The following is a 17,515-nucleotide window of genomic DNA, read 5'->3' on the forward strand; positions in this document are numbered from 1 at the left end:
CGACTACCTGTGTTGGGCAGCCGGCCAAATCTTGAAGAACTAACAATCAATCCGAGCTCTAACATAGCTGTAGTAAAGCACTTCTTACGTTTATACGTTGATTGGAAAATCATCATTACTTAGTTGCTTTGAAGCGGATCCGTGACTACAATCTCCCCAGATACAATCTGATCTCTGATTGCCTTCACTTTATCAACCACTTCTTGACCAATGAATGGACTCAGCGGGGATTCACTATCTCTTGTTACAAAAGTAAGTCCCACGCCGTCTTCTTTCAGACCATAACTTACATAGCCGAACTCAAATGATCCATTTGCAAAAGCCTTCAACTCTTCATAAGCAACGGAGTCTGTTGATTTAAGTTGTGAAAGAACAATATGCTCTGGGTCTTCTACCGTACGGTCTGTATCTTGACCGGAAGTATAGAAGCCTTTTTCTTTCGCTGCTTCAAATACGCCAAGGTCACCTACTGCGGAAGCTCCGGCAATAAAGTCAGCTCCTTGATCCGCTTGAACAATCGCCAGCTCTTTTGCTTTGGCAACGTCATTAAATCCACCTGCATAGTTAATTAGGAATTTCGCATCCGGGTTAACGGAAGCAAGTCCTTCTCTAAATCCTTCTGTATACTTCTTAATCAAAGGAATATCTTGAGCGGCAATCATGCCGACAATATTTGTTTTTGTTGCGAGGCCTGCTGCAGCCCCAAGAAGATAAGCACCTTCGTATTCTTTAAAGCCAACGCTTCGAACATTAGGTAGGTCAACTACAGTGTCAACAACGGCAAAAGACTTGTCCGGATTCTCGGCAGCCACTTTGGTAAGTGCATCTTCTGCTTGATATGTTGCTGTCATGATGAAATCATAATCCTCTGCTACAGCAGCACGAAGATTTTGTTCGAACGCTGCCGGGTCTGTCGATTCGATCGTCTTTACTTCGATCCCGAATTCTTCCCCTGCTTTTTTGAAACCTTCATCCATCTGTACGAAGAACGGATTGACACCAATTTTTTCAGGAAGTACAAGAACTGCTTTTTTTGAATCTTGCTCAGAAGCGGATGCGCCTTCAGACCCAGCTTTATCTTCACTGCTATCACTGCCGCAGGCAGCTAATAAAATGGAAAGCATTGAAATAATCAACACAAACGAAAGAGTTCTTCTCATAGTGACCTAATCCCCTTTTCCTATTTTCATAGTTCAATAATACGAACATTGTCGATGTATGTCAACGAATCTTTCGGTATTTACTATGTATGACGTTAAAAAATGTAAATATAAGCTATGGTTAATTAATGTAAGGCGAATGTTTGATTGACACCATTCTGAACCTAGTGGTAAGATGATCCCTAAATTTAGAAGATTAAACATACATAAATGGTAGGTTTAGTAGGATTATAACGCATTCAATCCAACTTGAGGAGTGTTCTTATGAAAAAAGTTTTATTAAAAACGGTTATTGCAGCAAGCGTAGCCCTTACGGTACTTCCCTCTACATCCATCTATGCTTCCATCCCAGTCACCAAAGCAGCATCCCTATCTACGGTAAGTCAGTATGCTGGAGCAGACTCAATCGAAGGTTATGTGCAATTTCTCAGTAACAAGTATGGGATTTCGTTTGGAACAGAACCAACAAAGGGCCATTTTATTGAAGCAGTTGCAAAAGTACTTCCTATAGATGTAGAGGGCGAAAATCCTGTGTTTACAGATATCGATTCCTCTGATCCGCTGTACCCATCAGCTGCTAAACTCTACAAGGCTGGGATCATTACAACAACCACAGTCCATGCGGATACGAAACTGACTCCAGTAGCAGCACTTTACATCGCAGTGAAAGCAGCTGGAATCCAGGAGCTTAGCTATACCTATCCATCAGCTAAAGTAGAAGCTTCTCTTAAAAAACTGGGTTTCTCTCCTTCACGCATTCAAGGTAAAGCTGCCTCCGAGATTGCAGCCGCGGTGGATACAGGTCTTCTCCCAACTTCCTTATATAAGGAAACCGTAACAGCCAAACAAGCTTCAAGTGAATATACAGCAGTTCTACTTGGACAAGTGCTCGAACTAAACGGAAATTATAAACACAGCATTGGTAAATCCAGCGATGCAGACATCTATTCCAAGCTTAGTGATGCTTATAACACATCCGATTTGATCTCTGCCCCCGATCTTCGTGCAATCGTAAATGAAGCACTGGAGAACAACGAAGTTACAGGTTATAACCTGAAGGATGCTAGGTTTAATTCTAATTTCATAGATTCATTAAAACTTACGTATGGTCATGATGATATTAAACATGCGAAGCAGTTAATCGGACTTTTGCGCAGCGAAGGAATTCAGGCGGATATTCAGTTCCAGCCTAAAACCTCAGCATTCATCTTCTTAAAAGAGTGGGGAGAGCCTAAGGAGAATGAAAATTATAAAGTAGAACAAATAGCGAATGGAAACTATATTGCTTACGCGAAAGAATACGATCTTGATTTTGAATTTAACAATTTTGATGATAAAAGCCGATTCAATGATATAGTGCTTGCTTATGCTAAAAAGAATAGCGATGAACAGAAGGATCTTCTATATGGATCTTGGTGGCAGCCGCTGTACTACTCGACAACAGCCCTTTCGAACTATAACGTCATCGTAAACAACAAGATTGCGAAAGGAAATTACTATGCTCAATCGTTTACTTTAGAAGAAAATGCAGAGAAAGTATCCGCTGCATTTAAAAAACTTGCCCCAGATGCCGATATATCTAGTTATAGATTGTGGGTCGATGTACCTTTCTATAACTATTTACAAGGTGGAGTCGAGTAATTCTCTAGTAATTCCTTAACACGCAAACAACAATTTTAGTATCGGACGAAATAACTAAAAAATATTTTGAAAAAAAGAAGGAATTTGTATATACTAGTCGAATATATCTATTTGACTGGAAAAAAATACGATATACGGAGATTAATACATGGTCTATGATGGTATAATTCTTGGACTTCTCGTCGGATTGTTCAGAGGCGGTCTAAAGAATGGTCTCATGCAGTTTGGTCAGATTAAGTTAAAGGGCGGACTTATCTTCCCGATCCTTCTACTCATTCAGTTTCTTATTTTCCGCTTTCAAGGAGATGCCTCCTGGTTAGCACCGGCTTCAGGATATTTCTTTATGTCCATTTACGTTATTGGGATGGCGTTTCTGTGGATGAATCGACAAAACAAAGGCTTTACGATCATTCTTGTCGGTGTTTTTCTTAATTTTCTTGTGATGGCTGTCAATGGCGGCCGGATGCCTGTATCACTCGATGCAGCCCAAGTATTGGGGCCATATTACACAGACCTTCTATCTAGCGGCGATGCAGTGTACAAGCACTATATGCTGGATGCCTCTACAAGATTGTCGTTTCTCGGGGATATTATTCCTCTCTCTAATCCTTATCCACGAACTCAGGTTATTAGTGTCGGAGATGTCGTTATGAACCTTGGCATTTTCTTGTACATCCAGAGTATCATGGTTCCCAAAAAGGATACTGAAGATCAAGATCTCGCACCTAGTTTACATACATCTAACTAATTTTTAAGGAGGATACATACTATGAAAAAAACTAACATTGCTCGCATCATCATGAATGCGGTTATCGTAGCTTCTGTTGTTGTTGCACTTACTTCTGGTTTTGCATTAGGTTAAGAACATGACGTTTTAAAGAAAAAAACAGGCCACCTAGCCTGTTTTTTTCTTTATCTATCAAATATTGACAATCTCATGATAAAATATGAATAGATGACGCAATTAATAGGAGACTGTAGGTTCATGGCAAAAAATTTTTCAAAAATAAAAGAACTAGATATTAGCCATTGGTATATCGCTTTCTTATGTCTTACGGGGATATTAACCTTTATATGGACTAACGGTTTCTCTTTTATTAATTATAGCAGTGAAGAATGGGTGAAACTTTATGTAATGTTAGGAGCAGCCCTAATTCTCAATAGCCTTACATTTCGGCTGCCCCCTGAGGGAAATGTTATTTCCTTTGATTCTTCCATCTATCTCGCGTGTATGTTTATATACGGAAGTCAATTTACACTCGCAGTGCTGTTACTCTGTTCTTTATCCTACATTATTTACAAACGTAATGTTCCTTGGTGGAAGAAACTAACTAATTTTTCTCTATACTCAATAATGATTGCTGTTTCATTTCAAGTTTTCCTTGCTCTTAATGGCACACTAGGTCCTGTAAATGATCACAATTTAGCTTCTTATATTTTAGCCCTTACTAGTTATTTTGGAATAAATACAATTGGTCTATTTATTTATTATTATCTCTTATACCGTAAAGATTTAGTTAATACGTTAAAAGGTTTCGTTAAGGACACCATACTTGTATACCTTTGTATGTTAATCCTCTCTCTTGTATTATGTGTCTTGATTGTAAATAATGGAACGCTTGGTCTCATTCTTTTTCTGAGCCTGGCCATTATGTTATCACATGCTTTCCGTCAATTATTCTCCATGTATCATCAAATACTGAATCGTTCTAATATTGATCAGCGTACAGCACTCTATAATCATAGTTTTTTTGAAAGTTCGCTTGATTATCACATTATAGAAGCTAAAGCTAATGATAGACCCCTTTCACTAGCCATGATCGATATTGATGATTTTAAAAAATATAATGACAGCTTCGGTCATTTAAAAGGTGACCTGCTCATCAGTTTTCTTGGCTCTATGTTGAAAGAGGAAACAAAAGACACTTCAATTGTAGCTTCCCGTTATGGCGGTGAAGAGTTCACTCTTCTTATGCCGGGATACGACTTTGAAAAGGCTCGACATTTTGTTGATAAGATGAGAAAAAAACTAAACGATACTCCTTTTGATGGTGTAGAAGTTTTTCCACATAAATGCTTATCTTTTTCCGCAGGAATCGCTCAGTACAGTATAGACCTATATGATAAATCGCAGCTTGTGGACCATGCCGATAAAGCACTGTACTATGCTAAGAAACAAGGAAAAAACACCGTACATACTTATGGCTGCGACTTAATTATGGAAGACGAACTAGATTTGTCACAAGAAGTAAATTACATCGAGCAACAACTCAACTTATTTATGTACAAAGATATAGATACATTCAAGCACTCAAAAAGGGTGTACAAATATGCATTAGATATGAGCAGTATTCTTACATTAGACAAAGAAGAAAAAAGAGAGTTTGTCCTTGGTGCGCTGATTCATGACATCGGAAAACTCGAGATCCCGTGGGGCGTCTTGAACAAAGAAGGAAAACTCACTCCTGAAGAGTGGGAGACCATTAAACAACATGTTACATGGGGAAAGAAAATTGCGCTTACCGATCCACGTTTTAGAGATTTAATTCCTTATATTGAGCTCCATCATGAGCGTTTTGATGGTAAGGGGTATCCTCATGGACTGAAAGGGAAAGAAATCCCTAAACTATGCCGGATGCTCACCATCCTGGATTCTTTTGATGCCATGACTACAGAACGGCCTTACCAGAAAACAAAAACGCTGCAAGAAGGTATTATTGAGCTTCGAGCTTGTGCCGGAACCCAGTTTGATCCAGAGCTAGTTGAGATCTTTATTTCCTACATCCTTGCCCAGTCACCGAAAAACGATCTGAATTTGCAAAAAGAGACTGCTCCTTATATGTTATAAAAAAGAATAGAACCCGGATTCATCAGCTTCTGCAATCGCCAGAAGCTGATGAACCCGGGTTCCTTTTGTATTAGTAAGTATTTAGCGTCTTTCTGTGTTCAACTCATGTGAAGTTTGATAGAGTTCTTTAATCATTTGTTGTAAAAACATGCTTTGCTGTCTTGTAATGCCCTTTTGATTTTCCCGAATTAGCAATTGCTCAATATTTTTCTTCAGTAGTTCACTGCGACGTTCCAACACTGCTAGACTCATGTTTCTACATACACTCCTTTTAATTCCTCTAATTTAGTAACCCTCATAGCTGCTGAATGAGAATAACTTGGATTGAAGCACCTCGTAATCAGCAACATCAATATTACCATAAGTATACAGAAGGACGGGGTACAAAGGAAAATTGCATTCTGCGTAAGAATACAGCATAACAGGAAGTGAGCAAGGTTGACTCTTCCCTATTGCCTTTTTTTCATACACATCCTTCCATATACTTGAAATCACGCACCATGTTTCTATTTACCCCTTCTCCCCGGACTGAAACTAACCCCTTTGCTTCATTTAGAAGGTATAATAAAAATAGGTAACGTAATTTTTTTGATTTTCCCTATGATAAGGAGTACGGCTGCTCATGAGCTATAAACATATAAAATGGATGATTCTTATCATCCCTACGATTACGGTCGGTCTATGGGAATACATTAGACATCAGTTTCTTATGCCCTATCTCTCGATGGAAGCCGGGAATTGGCTGACACCTATCATTATTTATCTTGTCAGCGTAACCCTGCTCAATAAATTATTTCAGGTCATGGAACGTGCTCAGGCTGAATTAGAGAAAGAAAAAGCGGCAAAGTCTGCTCTTGAGGCTAGAGAACAACTGGCAAGAGAATTGCATGACGGGATTGCTCAATCTTTATTTTTATTATCGGTACAAATGGATAAAGCGGACCGCAATTTGTCTGGTTCTGCTCATCAAGGTGAACTGCGAGATGCAAGAAAAACAGTGCATGAGATTCACCATTATGTGAGACAGGCCATAGCTCAGCTCAAGGTTCCGCCCGATTCCGGTGATCTTCCTGCACATCCTCAGCAGATGCTTAGACAGATTGAGGATCTAATTTACACCAGTCGTCTTGAATCGAAAATTAGCTGGAATATACCAGATGAGGACTTAACCACAAAAGAACAAATTGAACTAATCGCTTGTATTAGGGAAGCCGTTCTCAATATCCGCAAACATGCCAACGCAGGCTTTATTCAAATTACGGGTCAAGGAAATAAGGCATCGTGGACCGTATCCATTATGGATGATGGATTAGGATATAAGGGTGACCCTTGGGGCAGACCGGATCGATATGGCCTCAGGATTACGAAAGATCGTGCCGCTGAAATGGGCTGGGATTTTGCTTTTTATAACCAAGAACAAGGCGGGACGTGTATGACCATAATGAAAGGAGGACCGGATTCATGAACAATACACGAGTCCTGATTGTAGATGACTCTGCTCATGCGCGGGCAGCAATCGAGGCTATTTTATCAGAGGACCCTTCATTTGAAATTATAGGGAAGGCTACCAGTGGTGAGGAAGCACTCCGCCTTACTGAGGAATGGATGCCTGACCTCATTCTGATGGATATTAGAATGCCCGGTATGGATGGGCTGGAGGCAACGAGGCTGATTAAGCAGCGCTATCCCTATGTCATCATCGTGATGGTAACCGTCTCGGATGATGTGACCCATCTATTCGAAGCACTTAAACAAGGCGCTCAAGGCTACCTATTTAAGAATCTCTCTTCCTCGACCTGGCTGGAATACCTGAGAGCCATTGTATGCGATGAAGCCCCTCTCAGTCAGGAACTTGCCTATCAGATTCTGCAGGAATTCCCCAAAACGATGAAAACGGACGATAACCGTCCTCCCTTAACCAATAGAGAAAGAGAAATATTAAATTGGGTAGCATCTGGAAAAACGAACCGAGAAATAGCTGATGCACTTGGGATATCCGATCAAACGGTTAAAAATCACTTGAAAAACATTTTACAAAAGCTACAACTTGAGAACCGAGTTCAGCTTACCCGTTATGCAATTGAACAAGGACTGGTGGAGCGAGATTTCCCCCGATAAGCCCACAAAAAGAGCGCAACAAAAAAGCAGATCTCAATCATTCGTTGAGATCTGCTTTTTTTAATGTTATCTAGATCGCGGATCCTTTGTTCTTTTCCGCTATCACAATATAAATTCCTTTTGAAGCCAGGTTCTGCGTACATTCTTCCATATAGGCATCGTCATGCTCATCGTAACGGCCATACTCATCAAGTGAAGCTATGAATGCTTCTTCCCATGGCTCGCTCTGCTTTCCACGATACAACGGGTCTTCCCATAGAATGTCGACGTTGTACCCCCTGTTTTTCATTTCTTCAATGATAAGCAGATGATATCTAACTAATTTCATAGGGTGATATTCAAAAACATAATTTACGGTAGCGTGCTTCTTCCCCCAGCCTTTTCCGCGAAGTGCACAGCACTCCCGGTGCTGACCGAGCAGCTGAGCTCTGGGAAGTTGCCCAATCAAGTCTTCATGCCATAGGCGCATATTATGAACCCCTTCCTCTATACAAGAAGGATTTGAAGAACAGTGAGTACAACACCAATCAAGAATCCAGTAACTGCCCCATTAATCCGAATCCACTGCAGATCTTGCCCCACTTTATCTTCGATCATTTCAATCAGCGTATCATTATCCATTCGATCTACATTTTCTCTTACCAATGTTCCGATCTTAGAATGGTTGCGTTCTACAAGGTTTGTTACACTGTTTACGATTTTGTGATTAATGCGCTGTATCAATTCATCGTTAGCCTTCACTTCGGAAATAAGGGATTCAATGATAGGCAGTACGTGATCCGATACATATTTTCCATCTTCCATATATACAAGTGCCTGATCGCGTAGCTCCTGCATTTTATGTAACACCGTCATCTCCGCATCCCAATTGTCGAGAAGCGAGTCTTTCCAATCACTCAGCCCTGATACCACTTTATCTGAATGAGCTAGCTTGACCAGCTGTCCCCGTATACCTGCTAATACCTGATGTCGATTAGGGTGTCCCTCATATTTCAGATCCTGAACCTGTTCGTATAAAAAGCGCTGCAAAATTCCGCCAAGACGCTCTTCATTGAGATAACCCATAAGTGCATTCATGGCAAATTGCATAAGCCCATTTACTTGCACAGAGTTCAGAGCCTTCATTCCCATCTCACCAAGTGAATACATCGCTTCCGGTTTCATTAGCCATGCTTCTGCTTGGTCCAGTCCGTAATCAAGTGCAATTTTATCGTAGCCTTTGCTGGTAATCTGCTGTTCTGCTTTGGCTAGCAAAGAAGATACATCCATTTGCCCAATCTGACGTTTCATCTCGTTTGCCACGAGTGGAGCAATACGTTCCAGAGGAAGCGTAGCTACAATCCGTTTAGCGATGATATCAATGGCATCCTTAGTTCCCTTTGAATGCAGTTCTTTCTCTGCCATTTCAAGGATCATTTCACTGATCGGCATTCCTGATATTTTAGCGGAGATACTTTCCTTATTCAGTAAATTATTTTCTACAGCAGATACCAGACCATCGGTCATCTTATCCCGATTCTTCGGAAGAAGTGCCGTATGTGGAATCTTTAAACCGAGGGGATGGCGAAATAATGCAGTGACTGCAAACCAGTCTGCCAGTCCCCCCACGAGACCTGCTTCAAACGCCCCAATGAGAATTTTCCCGGTCAGGCTTCCATGAAAAGGCAAGGAAGCAGCAAACCCAGCTCCCATGATGACTAAGGACCATGCTGCTGCTTTTTTCGTCTGTTTAACCATATTTCTAGACTCCTTTGTATATATCTTAACTTTCATTTACTGTCGATATTCCACGATATGTTAAAGTTAGTATTCATCTTATCACCACAATGGCTATATTCCAAACCTGCTGTAACTACGCTCGCTAAAACGATGTTACTTTAAGCTCTATACGAAATTTTTATTCCTACTTAAGCCCTCTGTACCCATTTTCTTTTATGTATGTAAAGTAGGATTTATTCAAAAAGACAACGCTTTCACTGGACGTACGAAGGATGGGGACCCTATAATAGGCTCGAGGACGAATCTTAAGAAGACTTTCCTTCTTTTCTCATTAAATTCTAATGTTGCTCTTTCTTTATTCTCATTTAGCAAAGGTAATATGAATTTGTAAGCAAGTGAGACATGAAGAAACAAACGTATTGGTGAACAAGATTTTTAGTTTCTGTAATATCCTAATTATCTGATTCATAGCGATTCGTTGACCAGCATTTGGTGTTATGTGATTACATGAATTTTCATTGAGAGGGGAATATTATTATGCCTGATAATAAAATTGAAGATTTTGAGGTAGAGAAAGTATTCGAAAACCGTTTGCATGAGCGTCTAGCCTTTACTTTTAAGGTCAAAGAACAGGAATTTAAAGGGCATTACCATAACAATGAGATTCAATGGCTTAACCCTAGCCCCATACAAATGCTTGATGAATGTACTGTAGAACGTATTGAAGCGACCGTACATTCCTTTATGCAGCATTACTTGGTATTAAATGATATTCAAGAGATTGAAATCACACCTGTATTTGAGGATACTCCGCATGAACGTCATAAAGTTTCGATCCATGTACAAGGTGAGGAATATAAAGGCTTAGTCCACAATGGAGAGATTCAGTGGTTCCATCCACAGCCACTACAAAACCTTGATAAAGATACGGTTCAGGCCTTAGAGACAGAAATCCAAGAAAAAGTAGAACAACACGAACAAGATAAGTATGAAAATAAATAGGATAAAAATCAAAAGAGGAGATCTCTCTTGAGAGTCCCCTCTTTATAACGTTATGCCCTAAGAAGCACAGCTCTCACATTCTACAAAGTGGCCAGCTGCATCCATTATTTTCAGGAGGCTTCCTACAATCACATCTTCTATCTCTGTAAATTCGAGGTCGGCAATCCGATCACGAATTGCATCTCTTGCCTTCTCTTCTGATTCGGCAACCCAGCTGAATTCACTTTTGAATCCAGTAGATTTTAGTTCATACTCGAACAAATAACGGTTCATGTAAGTCCCTCCATTCTAATGATCCCTACCCTGATTTATATTATGAATAAAAATAGGATAAGCTCCATTTTATATGGTCCGCTCTACCTTGTCCACTTTAAAAAAAGAACCTCATGATTTATGCAGGAGGTCCTTTCGTCGTGCTCTCTTTACTTATATGTTTTGGAATGATTCCCGCTGGAAGAGGTCCTTCCATACCCAGATAGTAATGACGTATTGGCTTTAGCTCTTCATCCAGTTCATAAACCAGCGGTATTCCAGTTGGAATATTCAGATCGATAAGACTATCGCCTTCAAGATGATCCAAATGCTGAATTAAAGAACGCAGCGTATTGCCGTGAGCTGCAATAATAATATGCTTGCCCGAGCTGAGATCAGGTGCAATCCGTTCCTTCCAGTAATCCAGCACCCGCTGCTCGGTATCCAGTAGATTTTCGGTGCGCGGATACTCACCTTCCTTCATCACTCGGTACTGCGGAAGGGAAGCTTCATATCTAGGATCATCCAGAGAAAGCTCAGGAGGACGTACATCAATCGATCGACGCCAGGATAATACCTGCTTCTCTCCATACTTCACGGCTGTTTCTGCTTTATTAAGTCCTTGTAAAGCTCCATAATGCCGTTCATTCAGTTTCCATGTCTTATAGACAGGAATCCACATCATATCCATTTCGTGAAGGATGATCCCTAATGTACGGATCGCACGCTTGAGATAGGATGTATATGCTTCATCAAATACATAGCCATTTTTCTTCAGAATAAGTCCTGCCTGCCTTGCCTCTTCAAGCCCAGCTTCCGACAAATCGACATCGGTCCAGCCTGTAAAGCGATTCTCCAAATTCCATTCACTTTGACCATGGCGGACCAGTACAATTTTAATCATTCGTTCCCCTTCTTTCTGCTAAACACGTTCGCTTGTTACCAATTACCCTATATGAATTCGTTCATAACTCATTCCCGAATATTCCCACTTATAAACAAAAGGGAGCATCCATCTATGTTTTGTCTTACTTGACATAAACATTGCTCTGATCCCAAAAGGTATTGTATTATCTTAGTTGTATTTACTATATAATTCCTATTTGGATGATGTGCCTTTTCAAGCAGATGAATTATTCCGCCGGTTCCTGAGCCGGCTTATTTTCTCAATGTCCAGCCTAAACCTAAGGAGCTGAGTTTCATGGTAATGAACAAAATAGCGACAAAATGGCTGCTTTTGTTCCTGCTTTCTTTTACCATACTTCTCTCAGGATGCAATAACTCGGATTTATCTGATGAAACCGTTGATCCAGCAGAAGTATTTGACACCGTTGCCGTCATTCAAGAGCGCGGGAAAGTAATTGCCGGGGTTCGATTCGATACTCGCCTGTTCGGACTAAAAGATCCTGGATCTGGCAAGGTGGAAGGGCTTGATATTGACATGGCAAGAGCACTAGCCAAAAAAATTCTCGGGGACGAAACAAAAGTAGAACTAAAAGAGGTCACTTCCAGCACACAAATCCCCCTGTTAAAAGATGGGCAAATTGATGTCATTATTGCGGCAATGTCGATTACGGAAGATCGCAAAAAGGAAGTCGATTTTAGTGATGTTTACTTCTATGCCGGTCAATCTCTCCTCGTACCAAGGGGCAGTCCAATTACTGGATTAGACTCTTTGTCTTCAGATACTACGGTGATTGCTGTAAAAGGCTCTACTTCGGTGAAAAGTATAGAAGATAAGGTGCCTGAAGCAAAAGTTGTCGAATATGATAACTATCAAGAAGCATTTAGTGCGCTTACGTCTGAGCAAGGAGATGTGCTCACAGCGGATAATTCCATTCTGCTTGGGATGATGCGCGACGATACTAATTTTGAAATGGTCGGCGGGCTTTTTACAAATGAGTCTTACAGCATAGCCATTCATAAAGGCGATCAAAAGATGGTGGACACGGTTAACGAAATGTTGAAGGAATTGAAAGAAAGTGGAGAGTATACGAAACTCTATGAGAAATGGATTGAATAGCCTCCTAGTGAAGCCAATTAGTATGCGTCTCCCTGAATCTGTCCATACTTCTAACAAAAAGGAGGACTCACTCACGTGAACACATTTATGATTGCTGGCTTTATTCTATTTCCCTTTGTACTGAGCGGACTTTCGTTACTATATAGACCTTTGCAGCGCCTATTACACTTTATCGCGTTGTTCTGCATTTATCTTGCTGGTATCTCTCTTCTACTTGCTATTTATCATACGAATGCGAGCGGAACTACGTTCACTACTCAGGTTCATCATATTTTGCTGGACCCCATGTTGCTTATTCCTGGTGCCTTTTTAGGCATCTACATCCCGTTTCTCATCATTACTTATTTACTTCTTCCTAAAAAAGTAAGGAAAAACAACGATTAATGTTTGCATTTCCAAGAGAAACCATGCATAATAAAATTATTGATAATGATTATCATTATTGCGAGTTGTCTTACGTAGATAACCTGCACATTTTATTATAAAGGGGACTTAAGGACAGAATGAACATATCGGCAACCAAAACGAATTTGAAACTTGACGATTACTTGGACCTTCTCAATCTGGCAGTGTCCATCGGCGATGAAAAATGGCAAAAAGAAATTGTACGTAAATTGTCCTATACTTATCCTTCCAGCAAGCTGGTCTCAAATAAATAATTCCATTCTATTGTAGAGGAGCTATATGCTCTTTCTAGAATAAAAACATAGAAAAAGACACCAGCAGGTGTCTTTTTTATTTGCTCTATGCGCTATGATTTATGAAGTTACATCCGGCAAATTTTTGGCGAGCAAAGATTTCCAGCCGGGCAGCCGCAGATCTGATGCAGCTCACTGAGTTCACGAACAAGAATCCGTCCCTGCGATACTTCAACGATCCCTTGCTCTTTCCAACCACTCAGCGTCTTCGTTACATTCTCTCTCGTTGCTCCAATAAGCTCCGCTATATCTGCATGATTGAGTTTTTTAGTGATTAAAACTCCTTCGGGCGTCATCTTACCATAACTGTTACATGCTCTTACCAGTACCGAAGCGAGCGCGCCCGCTTTACCATTCATCAAAAGGTCACGCAGTTTATACTGTAGTATTCGTTGTGCGGTGCCCATCAAGCGAATAAATTCCAGAGCCATCTCCCCGTTTTGGCTAAGGTAGATCTCCAAGTTCCGGACCATGATGACACCCACCATGCCCGCTTCTACCACTTCTGCTTCAAATCCGTGAAATTCTCCTTCGATTCCTCCAAATTCCCCTACCAGATCATCTGCCTGCATGAACGAAAGAATAATCTCTTTCCCGTCCTCATTCGTCTTCGTCAGCTTCACACGGCCCGACTTCATGTAGTACAGCGCCTCTACCTCATCACCTTCATAAAACAGTCGATCCCCGACATTGATCGATTTAAGCTGCATCAAACCTTGGAGACCCTTTTTCAGTTCAGCTTCCCCTTGGCTAGTCTCATTCCCTCCGCACATGGTCACCTCTACCTCACGTCCTCTTCTGGCTAATACTAATGTCATCTTAAATCGCCCCTCGCTCTTCTAATATCTCTATTGTACTTAATCCCCCCATATTAAGGATCAGGGAATCACCTGATAAAAGTGCTAAAATTCCCCTAACTTTCTAATTTGGCTAAGATCTAGTGACATAATTCACAGCCTGTTTCTCGAAAACGAGTAATCTTAGTTTCATAAATCAAAACCAAAGGATGTGATGATGATGCAATGCTTATCCCCTGCAGAAGAGTACATTGTAGAGCAGCTGCAACATAGTCTACACGCAGACTTCACCGCCATCTTGCTCCTCTCCAAAACAGACGGAAAGCTGCATGTCATCTTTCAGACGGGAAGCCGCAGTAAGCGCACATCAAAACTAGCTTTTAAAACAAACGAAGGCATTGCAGCTCCTGTCTTCAAGTCAGGCCGCAGTTTTATCTCCAGTATGACTTCAGATCAAGCTTCTCTGTTGTTTCATACCTGTCCTCTCCTGCTTGCAGAGCGGCTTACCAGCATTATTTCTGTTCCACTCTTGCAGGATCAAACAACGTTTGGGATTCTCATTACTGGTCTTAGAAACCATTCTCGTACCTTTCAACCGAGTGAGATTCAAGTGGTACAACTCGAAGCCGACCTCCTCTCCTCTTCTATGACAAACATACTGAATGTGATATAACATGGTGAACCATTTATGTAAAAAAACGATGGTTTAGCTCTCTTTTTACGCAAAGATCGGTGCAGCCCTACTCTAACTGTAGTAAAATGTTACATACATCACACCGGACCTTGAAGGAAAGGGAGGAAAACCATTTGATTCGTATCGTGATTGCTGACGACCATATTGTAGTACGCTCAGGACTATCTGCTTTGCTGCAAGGGAAGCATGAGATTGAAGTGATTGGAGATGCAGCAGACGGAGACGAAGCTATAGCCAAAGCGGAAGAGCTGAATCCGGATGTTGTACTCATGGATTTCAGTATGCCCCCTGGCAAGGATGGTCTTACTGCAACCGCTGAACTAAAACAAAAAATGCCTCATGTCGGCATATTGATTCTAACCATGCATGATGATGAAGAGTATTTGTTCCGAGCCATTCACGCAGGTGCTTCCGGCTACATACTCAAAAGTGCTCCTCATGAGGAACTCATTGCGGCAATCCGCTCTGTAGCTGATGGGACTGCCTATTTATATCCAAGTGCAACCAAGAAGCTTATGAAGGAATACTCTGATATGATTCGTCGGGGAGAATCAGAGGGCCCTTTTGAAACTCTATCCGATCGCGAAAAAGAGATTATGGCCTGGATCGCCAAAGGGTATTCCAATAAGGAAATTGCCGAGCAGCTTATTATCAGCGTCAAGACGGTTGAATCCCATAAGAGTAATCTCATGGATAAACTCGGTCTAAAGAGTAGACCTGAGCTCGTCAAACTTGCAATGAAGAAAGGGCTCATGACTTATGACTGATACACAAAGCTTTACGTCTCCTTTTCAGAACTATTCCATTGATAAACTTGTAAATGAAGTAGAGCACCACATAGAGAACGATACAGTGAAGGATGAAGTGAAAAGCGCTCTCCAGGAGCTTACCGATCTTAAGATTGCCCTAGATGAATCATCTATTGTCGCTATGACAGATACAACGGGTAGAATTCAGTATGTGAATGATAAATTTTGCGAAATATCCAAGTACTCAAGAGAAGAACTGCTCGGGAAGGATCATCGTATTATCAATTCGGGATATCACGATGCTGCTTTTATGAAGGAGCTCTGGACGACCATCCGTAATGGTAAGGTATGGCAAGGGGAAATTCGCAATACAACCAAGGATGGAGATTTCTACTGGGTAAATACGACGATCGTGCCGCTGATGGATGAACAAGGAAAACCCAAAAAGTATTTGGCGATTCGTAATGAAGTAACGAGACTGAAGCAGACGGAAGCCGAGCTGCAATCTATGATGACCAAAGTCATCCGGATTCAAGAAGAGGAACGGAAACGTTTCTCCAGAGAGCTTCATGATGGGATTGGGCAAAGTCTCTACTCTCTCGTCATTCAGCTGGATCAACTCACTTCAAATGATTCGGTTGGTAAATCCGACTTACAACCTCTACGTGAACAGGTGACTGCGATCATTGAGGATGTAAGAGGTCTAGCTTGGCAGCTTCGTCCTTCCGTATTAGACGATCTTGGTATCGTTCCTGCGATCCGTACCTATATTGAAAAGTTCATAGGTTATTATGGCATTGATGTCTGCTTTGAGTGTCACTTACGCCGCAGACTGCCCCATAACCTGGAACTGGCGATCTATCGAATCATCCAAGAAGCACTGACCAACATCGCTAAACATGCCGATGCAGAAGAAGCGAAGGTTACGATCGATGACCGTGAAGCGAAACTGCTCGTCACGATCAGTGACAATGGAGAAGGGTTTACCGTTGGAGCAGCCGGCAGTGAAGCGGGAGTCGGCCTTTTTAGTATGGAAGAAAGAGCGAGAAGCGCAGGCGGCACGTTGACCATCACTTCAACTCCTGAAAAAGGAACAACCATCACCATCATTTTTGCTAAAGAATAGACGTGCATGCTATTAATTTAAAGAAACCAATGAGTCATCCGAATTTAGGTGACTCGTTGGTTTTTATTTTTTTAACAATTCGTATTTGTATTAATCCGTTCTATGATTTGAATACTCTTCAAATTCTTTAAACAGTTGATCTTTCATTGTTCTTGCTTTCACATTATCTAGGGAGCTAATATCCATATAATCCATAACTTTCTTTGTTTGTTCCATTAGAAATTCACGATCATCGTTCGTATTGAATCCATCATTAACCATTGAGTTAAAATTAATTTCAAGCCCTTCTAACATTGACCTTACGAATCTTCCATAATCCGCATATTTATCACTATTGGCCAAGCTAATTAAACCTTCGTTCAAGCCCAATAAATTAGTGATCGAACCATATAATTGGTGCAATGGCTCCGTAGTGTTATTCAGCTTAATTTGTATATTAGTCATGTATTCTTTTTGTTTATCAATTATCTCCTCTGCTTCAGAGCTGTTATTAAAGAAATGATAAGATAATACCAGAGCTACTACTCCCACGAAAACGACAAATACAATAAATCTTACATTTTTTCTAATCATCTACTTCTCCTTTATAAGGACTAACCCCCGGAAATATTGTAATTAACAGCTCACTAATATTACATAATAATATTAATTCTTCAAGGAATACTATGGGTTTTATTTGGTTCCCAAA

General features: G+C 40.8%; 20 protein-coding genes. 12 read left to right on the forward strand and 8 right to left on the reverse strand.

Features of this window, described 5'->3' with window-relative positions:
• Positions 1–119: 119 nt before the first annotated feature.
• Positions 120–1,160 (reverse strand): BMP family lipoprotein, encoded by a 1,041-nt coding sequence (locus ACWPWY_RS17410; protein WP_454192978.1) that lies wholly within the window; start codon positions 1,158–1,160, stop codon positions 120–122.
• A 264-nt stretch (positions 1,161–1,424) separates the two neighbouring features.
• On the opposite strand from ACWPWY_RS17410, the gene ACWPWY_RS17415 reads away from it, so the two are divergent.
• From ACWPWY_RS17415 to ACWPWY_RS17425, 3 genes are all read left to right on the forward strand, one after another.
• Positions 1,425–2,801, forward strand: a complete 1,377-nt coding sequence (locus tag ACWPWY_RS17415) for a hypothetical protein (protein WP_454192979.1) — start codon at positions 1,425–1,427, stop codon at positions 2,799–2,801.
• A gap of 148 nt (positions 2,802–2,949) precedes the next feature.
• Positions 2,950–3,549 (forward strand): DUF5317 domain-containing protein, encoded by a 600-nt coding sequence (locus tag ACWPWY_RS17420; protein ID WP_454192980.1) that lies wholly within the window; start codon positions 2,950–2,952, stop codon positions 3,547–3,549.
• 237 nt (positions 3,550–3,786) lie between these two features.
• Positions 3,787–5,649, forward strand: coding sequence for a bifunctional diguanylate cyclase/phosphohydrolase (locus ACWPWY_RS17425; RefSeq protein ID WP_454192981.1), 1,863 nt, complete (start codon positions 3,787–3,789; stop codon positions 5,647–5,649).
• Between the two features lie 81 nt (positions 5,650–5,730).
• Here the strand turns inward: ACWPWY_RS17425 and ACWPWY_RS17430 are convergent, their stop codons facing one another.
• The gene (locus tag ACWPWY_RS17430) at positions 5,731–5,901 is read right to left on the reverse strand and encodes a hypothetical protein (protein WP_191799918.1); all 171 of its coding nucleotides are present in this window, start codon (positions 5,899–5,901) and stop codon (positions 5,731–5,733) included.
• Between the two features lie 370 nt (positions 5,902–6,271).
• Between ACWPWY_RS17430 and ACWPWY_RS17435 the strand changes: the two genes are divergently transcribed.
• Together ACWPWY_RS17435 and ACWPWY_RS17440 are read left to right on the forward strand one after the other, a co-directional pair.
• Positions 6,272–7,114 (forward strand): sensor histidine kinase, encoded by an 843-nt coding sequence (locus tag ACWPWY_RS17435; RefSeq protein ID WP_454192982.1) that lies wholly within the window; start codon positions 6,272–6,274, stop codon positions 7,112–7,114.
• A complete protein-coding gene (locus ACWPWY_RS17440) occupies positions 7,111–7,767 on the forward strand; it encodes a response regulator (protein ID WP_454192983.1) in 657 nt (218 codons plus the stop codon). The genes ACWPWY_RS17435 and ACWPWY_RS17440 overlap by 4 nt, the downstream gene beginning before the upstream one ends.
• Before the next feature lie 70 nt (positions 7,768–7,837).
• Here ACWPWY_RS17440 and ACWPWY_RS17445 read toward each other — a convergent pair whose 3' ends face one another.
• Together ACWPWY_RS17445 and ACWPWY_RS17450 are read right to left on the reverse strand one after the other, a co-directional pair.
• Positions 7,838–8,236: a TIGR02328 family protein gene (locus ACWPWY_RS17445; RefSeq protein ID WP_454192984.1), complete on the reverse strand. Its 399-nt coding sequence runs from the start codon at positions 8,234–8,236 to the stop codon at positions 7,838–7,840.
• A gap of 17 nt (positions 8,237–8,253) precedes the next feature.
• Complete coding sequence (locus tag ACWPWY_RS17450; protein ID WP_454192985.1) at positions 8,254–9,504, reverse strand: DUF445 domain-containing protein; 1,251 nt, start codon at positions 9,502–9,504, stop codon at positions 8,254–8,256.
• 519 nt (positions 9,505–10,023) lie between these two features.
• On the opposite strand from ACWPWY_RS17450, the gene ACWPWY_RS17455 reads away from it, so the two are divergent.
• The gene (locus ACWPWY_RS17455) at positions 10,024–10,488 is read left to right on the forward strand and encodes a hypothetical protein (RefSeq protein ID WP_454192986.1); all 465 of its coding nucleotides are present in this window, start codon (positions 10,024–10,026) and stop codon (positions 10,486–10,488) included.
• Positions 10,489–10,545: 57 nt separating this feature from the next.
• On the opposite strand, the gene ACWPWY_RS17460 is transcribed toward ACWPWY_RS17455, so the two are convergent.
• A complete protein-coding gene (locus ACWPWY_RS17460) occupies positions 10,546–10,761 on the reverse strand; it encodes a hypothetical protein (protein ID WP_454192987.1) in 216 nt (71 codons plus the stop codon).
• Between the two features lie 118 nt (positions 10,762–10,879).
• Complete coding sequence (gpmA, locus tag ACWPWY_RS17465; protein ID WP_454192988.1) at positions 10,880–11,644, reverse strand: 2,3-diphosphoglycerate-dependent phosphoglycerate mutase; 765 nt, start codon at positions 11,642–11,644, stop codon at positions 10,880–10,882.
• Positions 11,645–11,947: 303 nt separating this feature from the next.
• Here gpmA and ACWPWY_RS17470 point away from each other — a divergent pair, with 303 nt between their 5' ends.
• The 3 genes from ACWPWY_RS17470 (at position 11,948) to ACWPWY_RS17480 (ending at position 13,422) form a co-directional block, all read left to right on the forward strand.
• A complete protein-coding gene (locus ACWPWY_RS17470) occupies positions 11,948–12,763 on the forward strand; it encodes a transporter substrate-binding domain-containing protein (protein WP_454193885.1) in 816 nt (271 codons plus the stop codon).
• A 75-nt stretch (positions 12,764–12,838) separates the two neighbouring features.
• Positions 12,839–13,147, forward strand: a complete 309-nt coding sequence (locus tag ACWPWY_RS17475; protein ID WP_454192989.1) for a hypothetical protein — start codon at positions 12,839–12,841, stop codon at positions 13,145–13,147.
• 119 nt (positions 13,148–13,266) lie between these two features.
• On the forward strand, positions 13,267–13,422 hold the full coding sequence (locus ACWPWY_RS17480) for a hypothetical protein (protein ID WP_332085622.1): 156 nt from the start codon (positions 13,267–13,269) through the stop codon (positions 13,420–13,422).
• Between the two features lie 107 nt (positions 13,423–13,529).
• On the opposite strand, the gene ACWPWY_RS17485 is transcribed toward ACWPWY_RS17480, so the two are convergent.
• Positions 13,530–14,279: a Crp/Fnr family transcriptional regulator gene (locus ACWPWY_RS17485; RefSeq protein ID WP_454192990.1), complete on the reverse strand. Its 750-nt coding sequence runs from the start codon at positions 14,277–14,279 to the stop codon at positions 13,530–13,532.
• Positions 14,280–14,472: 193 nt separating this feature from the next.
• Between ACWPWY_RS17485 and ACWPWY_RS17490 the strand changes: the two genes are divergently transcribed.
• The 3 genes from ACWPWY_RS17490 to ACWPWY_RS17500 all read left to right on the forward strand — a co-directional run bounded on the left by ACWPWY_RS17490 (position 14,473) and on the right by ACWPWY_RS17500 (position 16,827).
• Positions 14,473–14,931: a GAF domain-containing protein gene (locus tag ACWPWY_RS17490; protein WP_454192991.1), complete on the forward strand. Its 459-nt coding sequence runs from the start codon at positions 14,473–14,475 to the stop codon at positions 14,929–14,931.
• Positions 14,932–15,065: 134 nt separating this feature from the next.
• Positions 15,066–15,719, forward strand: a complete 654-nt coding sequence (locus ACWPWY_RS17495) for a response regulator transcription factor (RefSeq protein ID WP_454192992.1) — start codon at positions 15,066–15,068, stop codon at positions 15,717–15,719.
• Positions 15,712–16,827 (forward strand): PAS domain-containing sensor histidine kinase, encoded by a 1,116-nt coding sequence (locus tag ACWPWY_RS17500; RefSeq protein WP_454192993.1) that lies wholly within the window; start codon positions 15,712–15,714, stop codon positions 16,825–16,827. The genes ACWPWY_RS17495 and ACWPWY_RS17500 overlap by 8 nt, the downstream gene beginning before the upstream one ends.
• Before the next feature lie 90 nt (positions 16,828–16,917).
• Here ACWPWY_RS17500 and ACWPWY_RS17505 read toward each other — a convergent pair whose 3' ends face one another.
• Positions 16,918–17,400, reverse strand: a complete 483-nt coding sequence (locus tag ACWPWY_RS17505) for a hypothetical protein (RefSeq protein WP_454192994.1) — start codon at positions 17,398–17,400, stop codon at positions 16,918–16,920.
• Between the last annotated feature and the right edge of the window lie 115 nt (positions 17,401–17,515).

This window comes from Paenibacillus sp. Marseille-Q7038, from assembly GCF_965111595.1.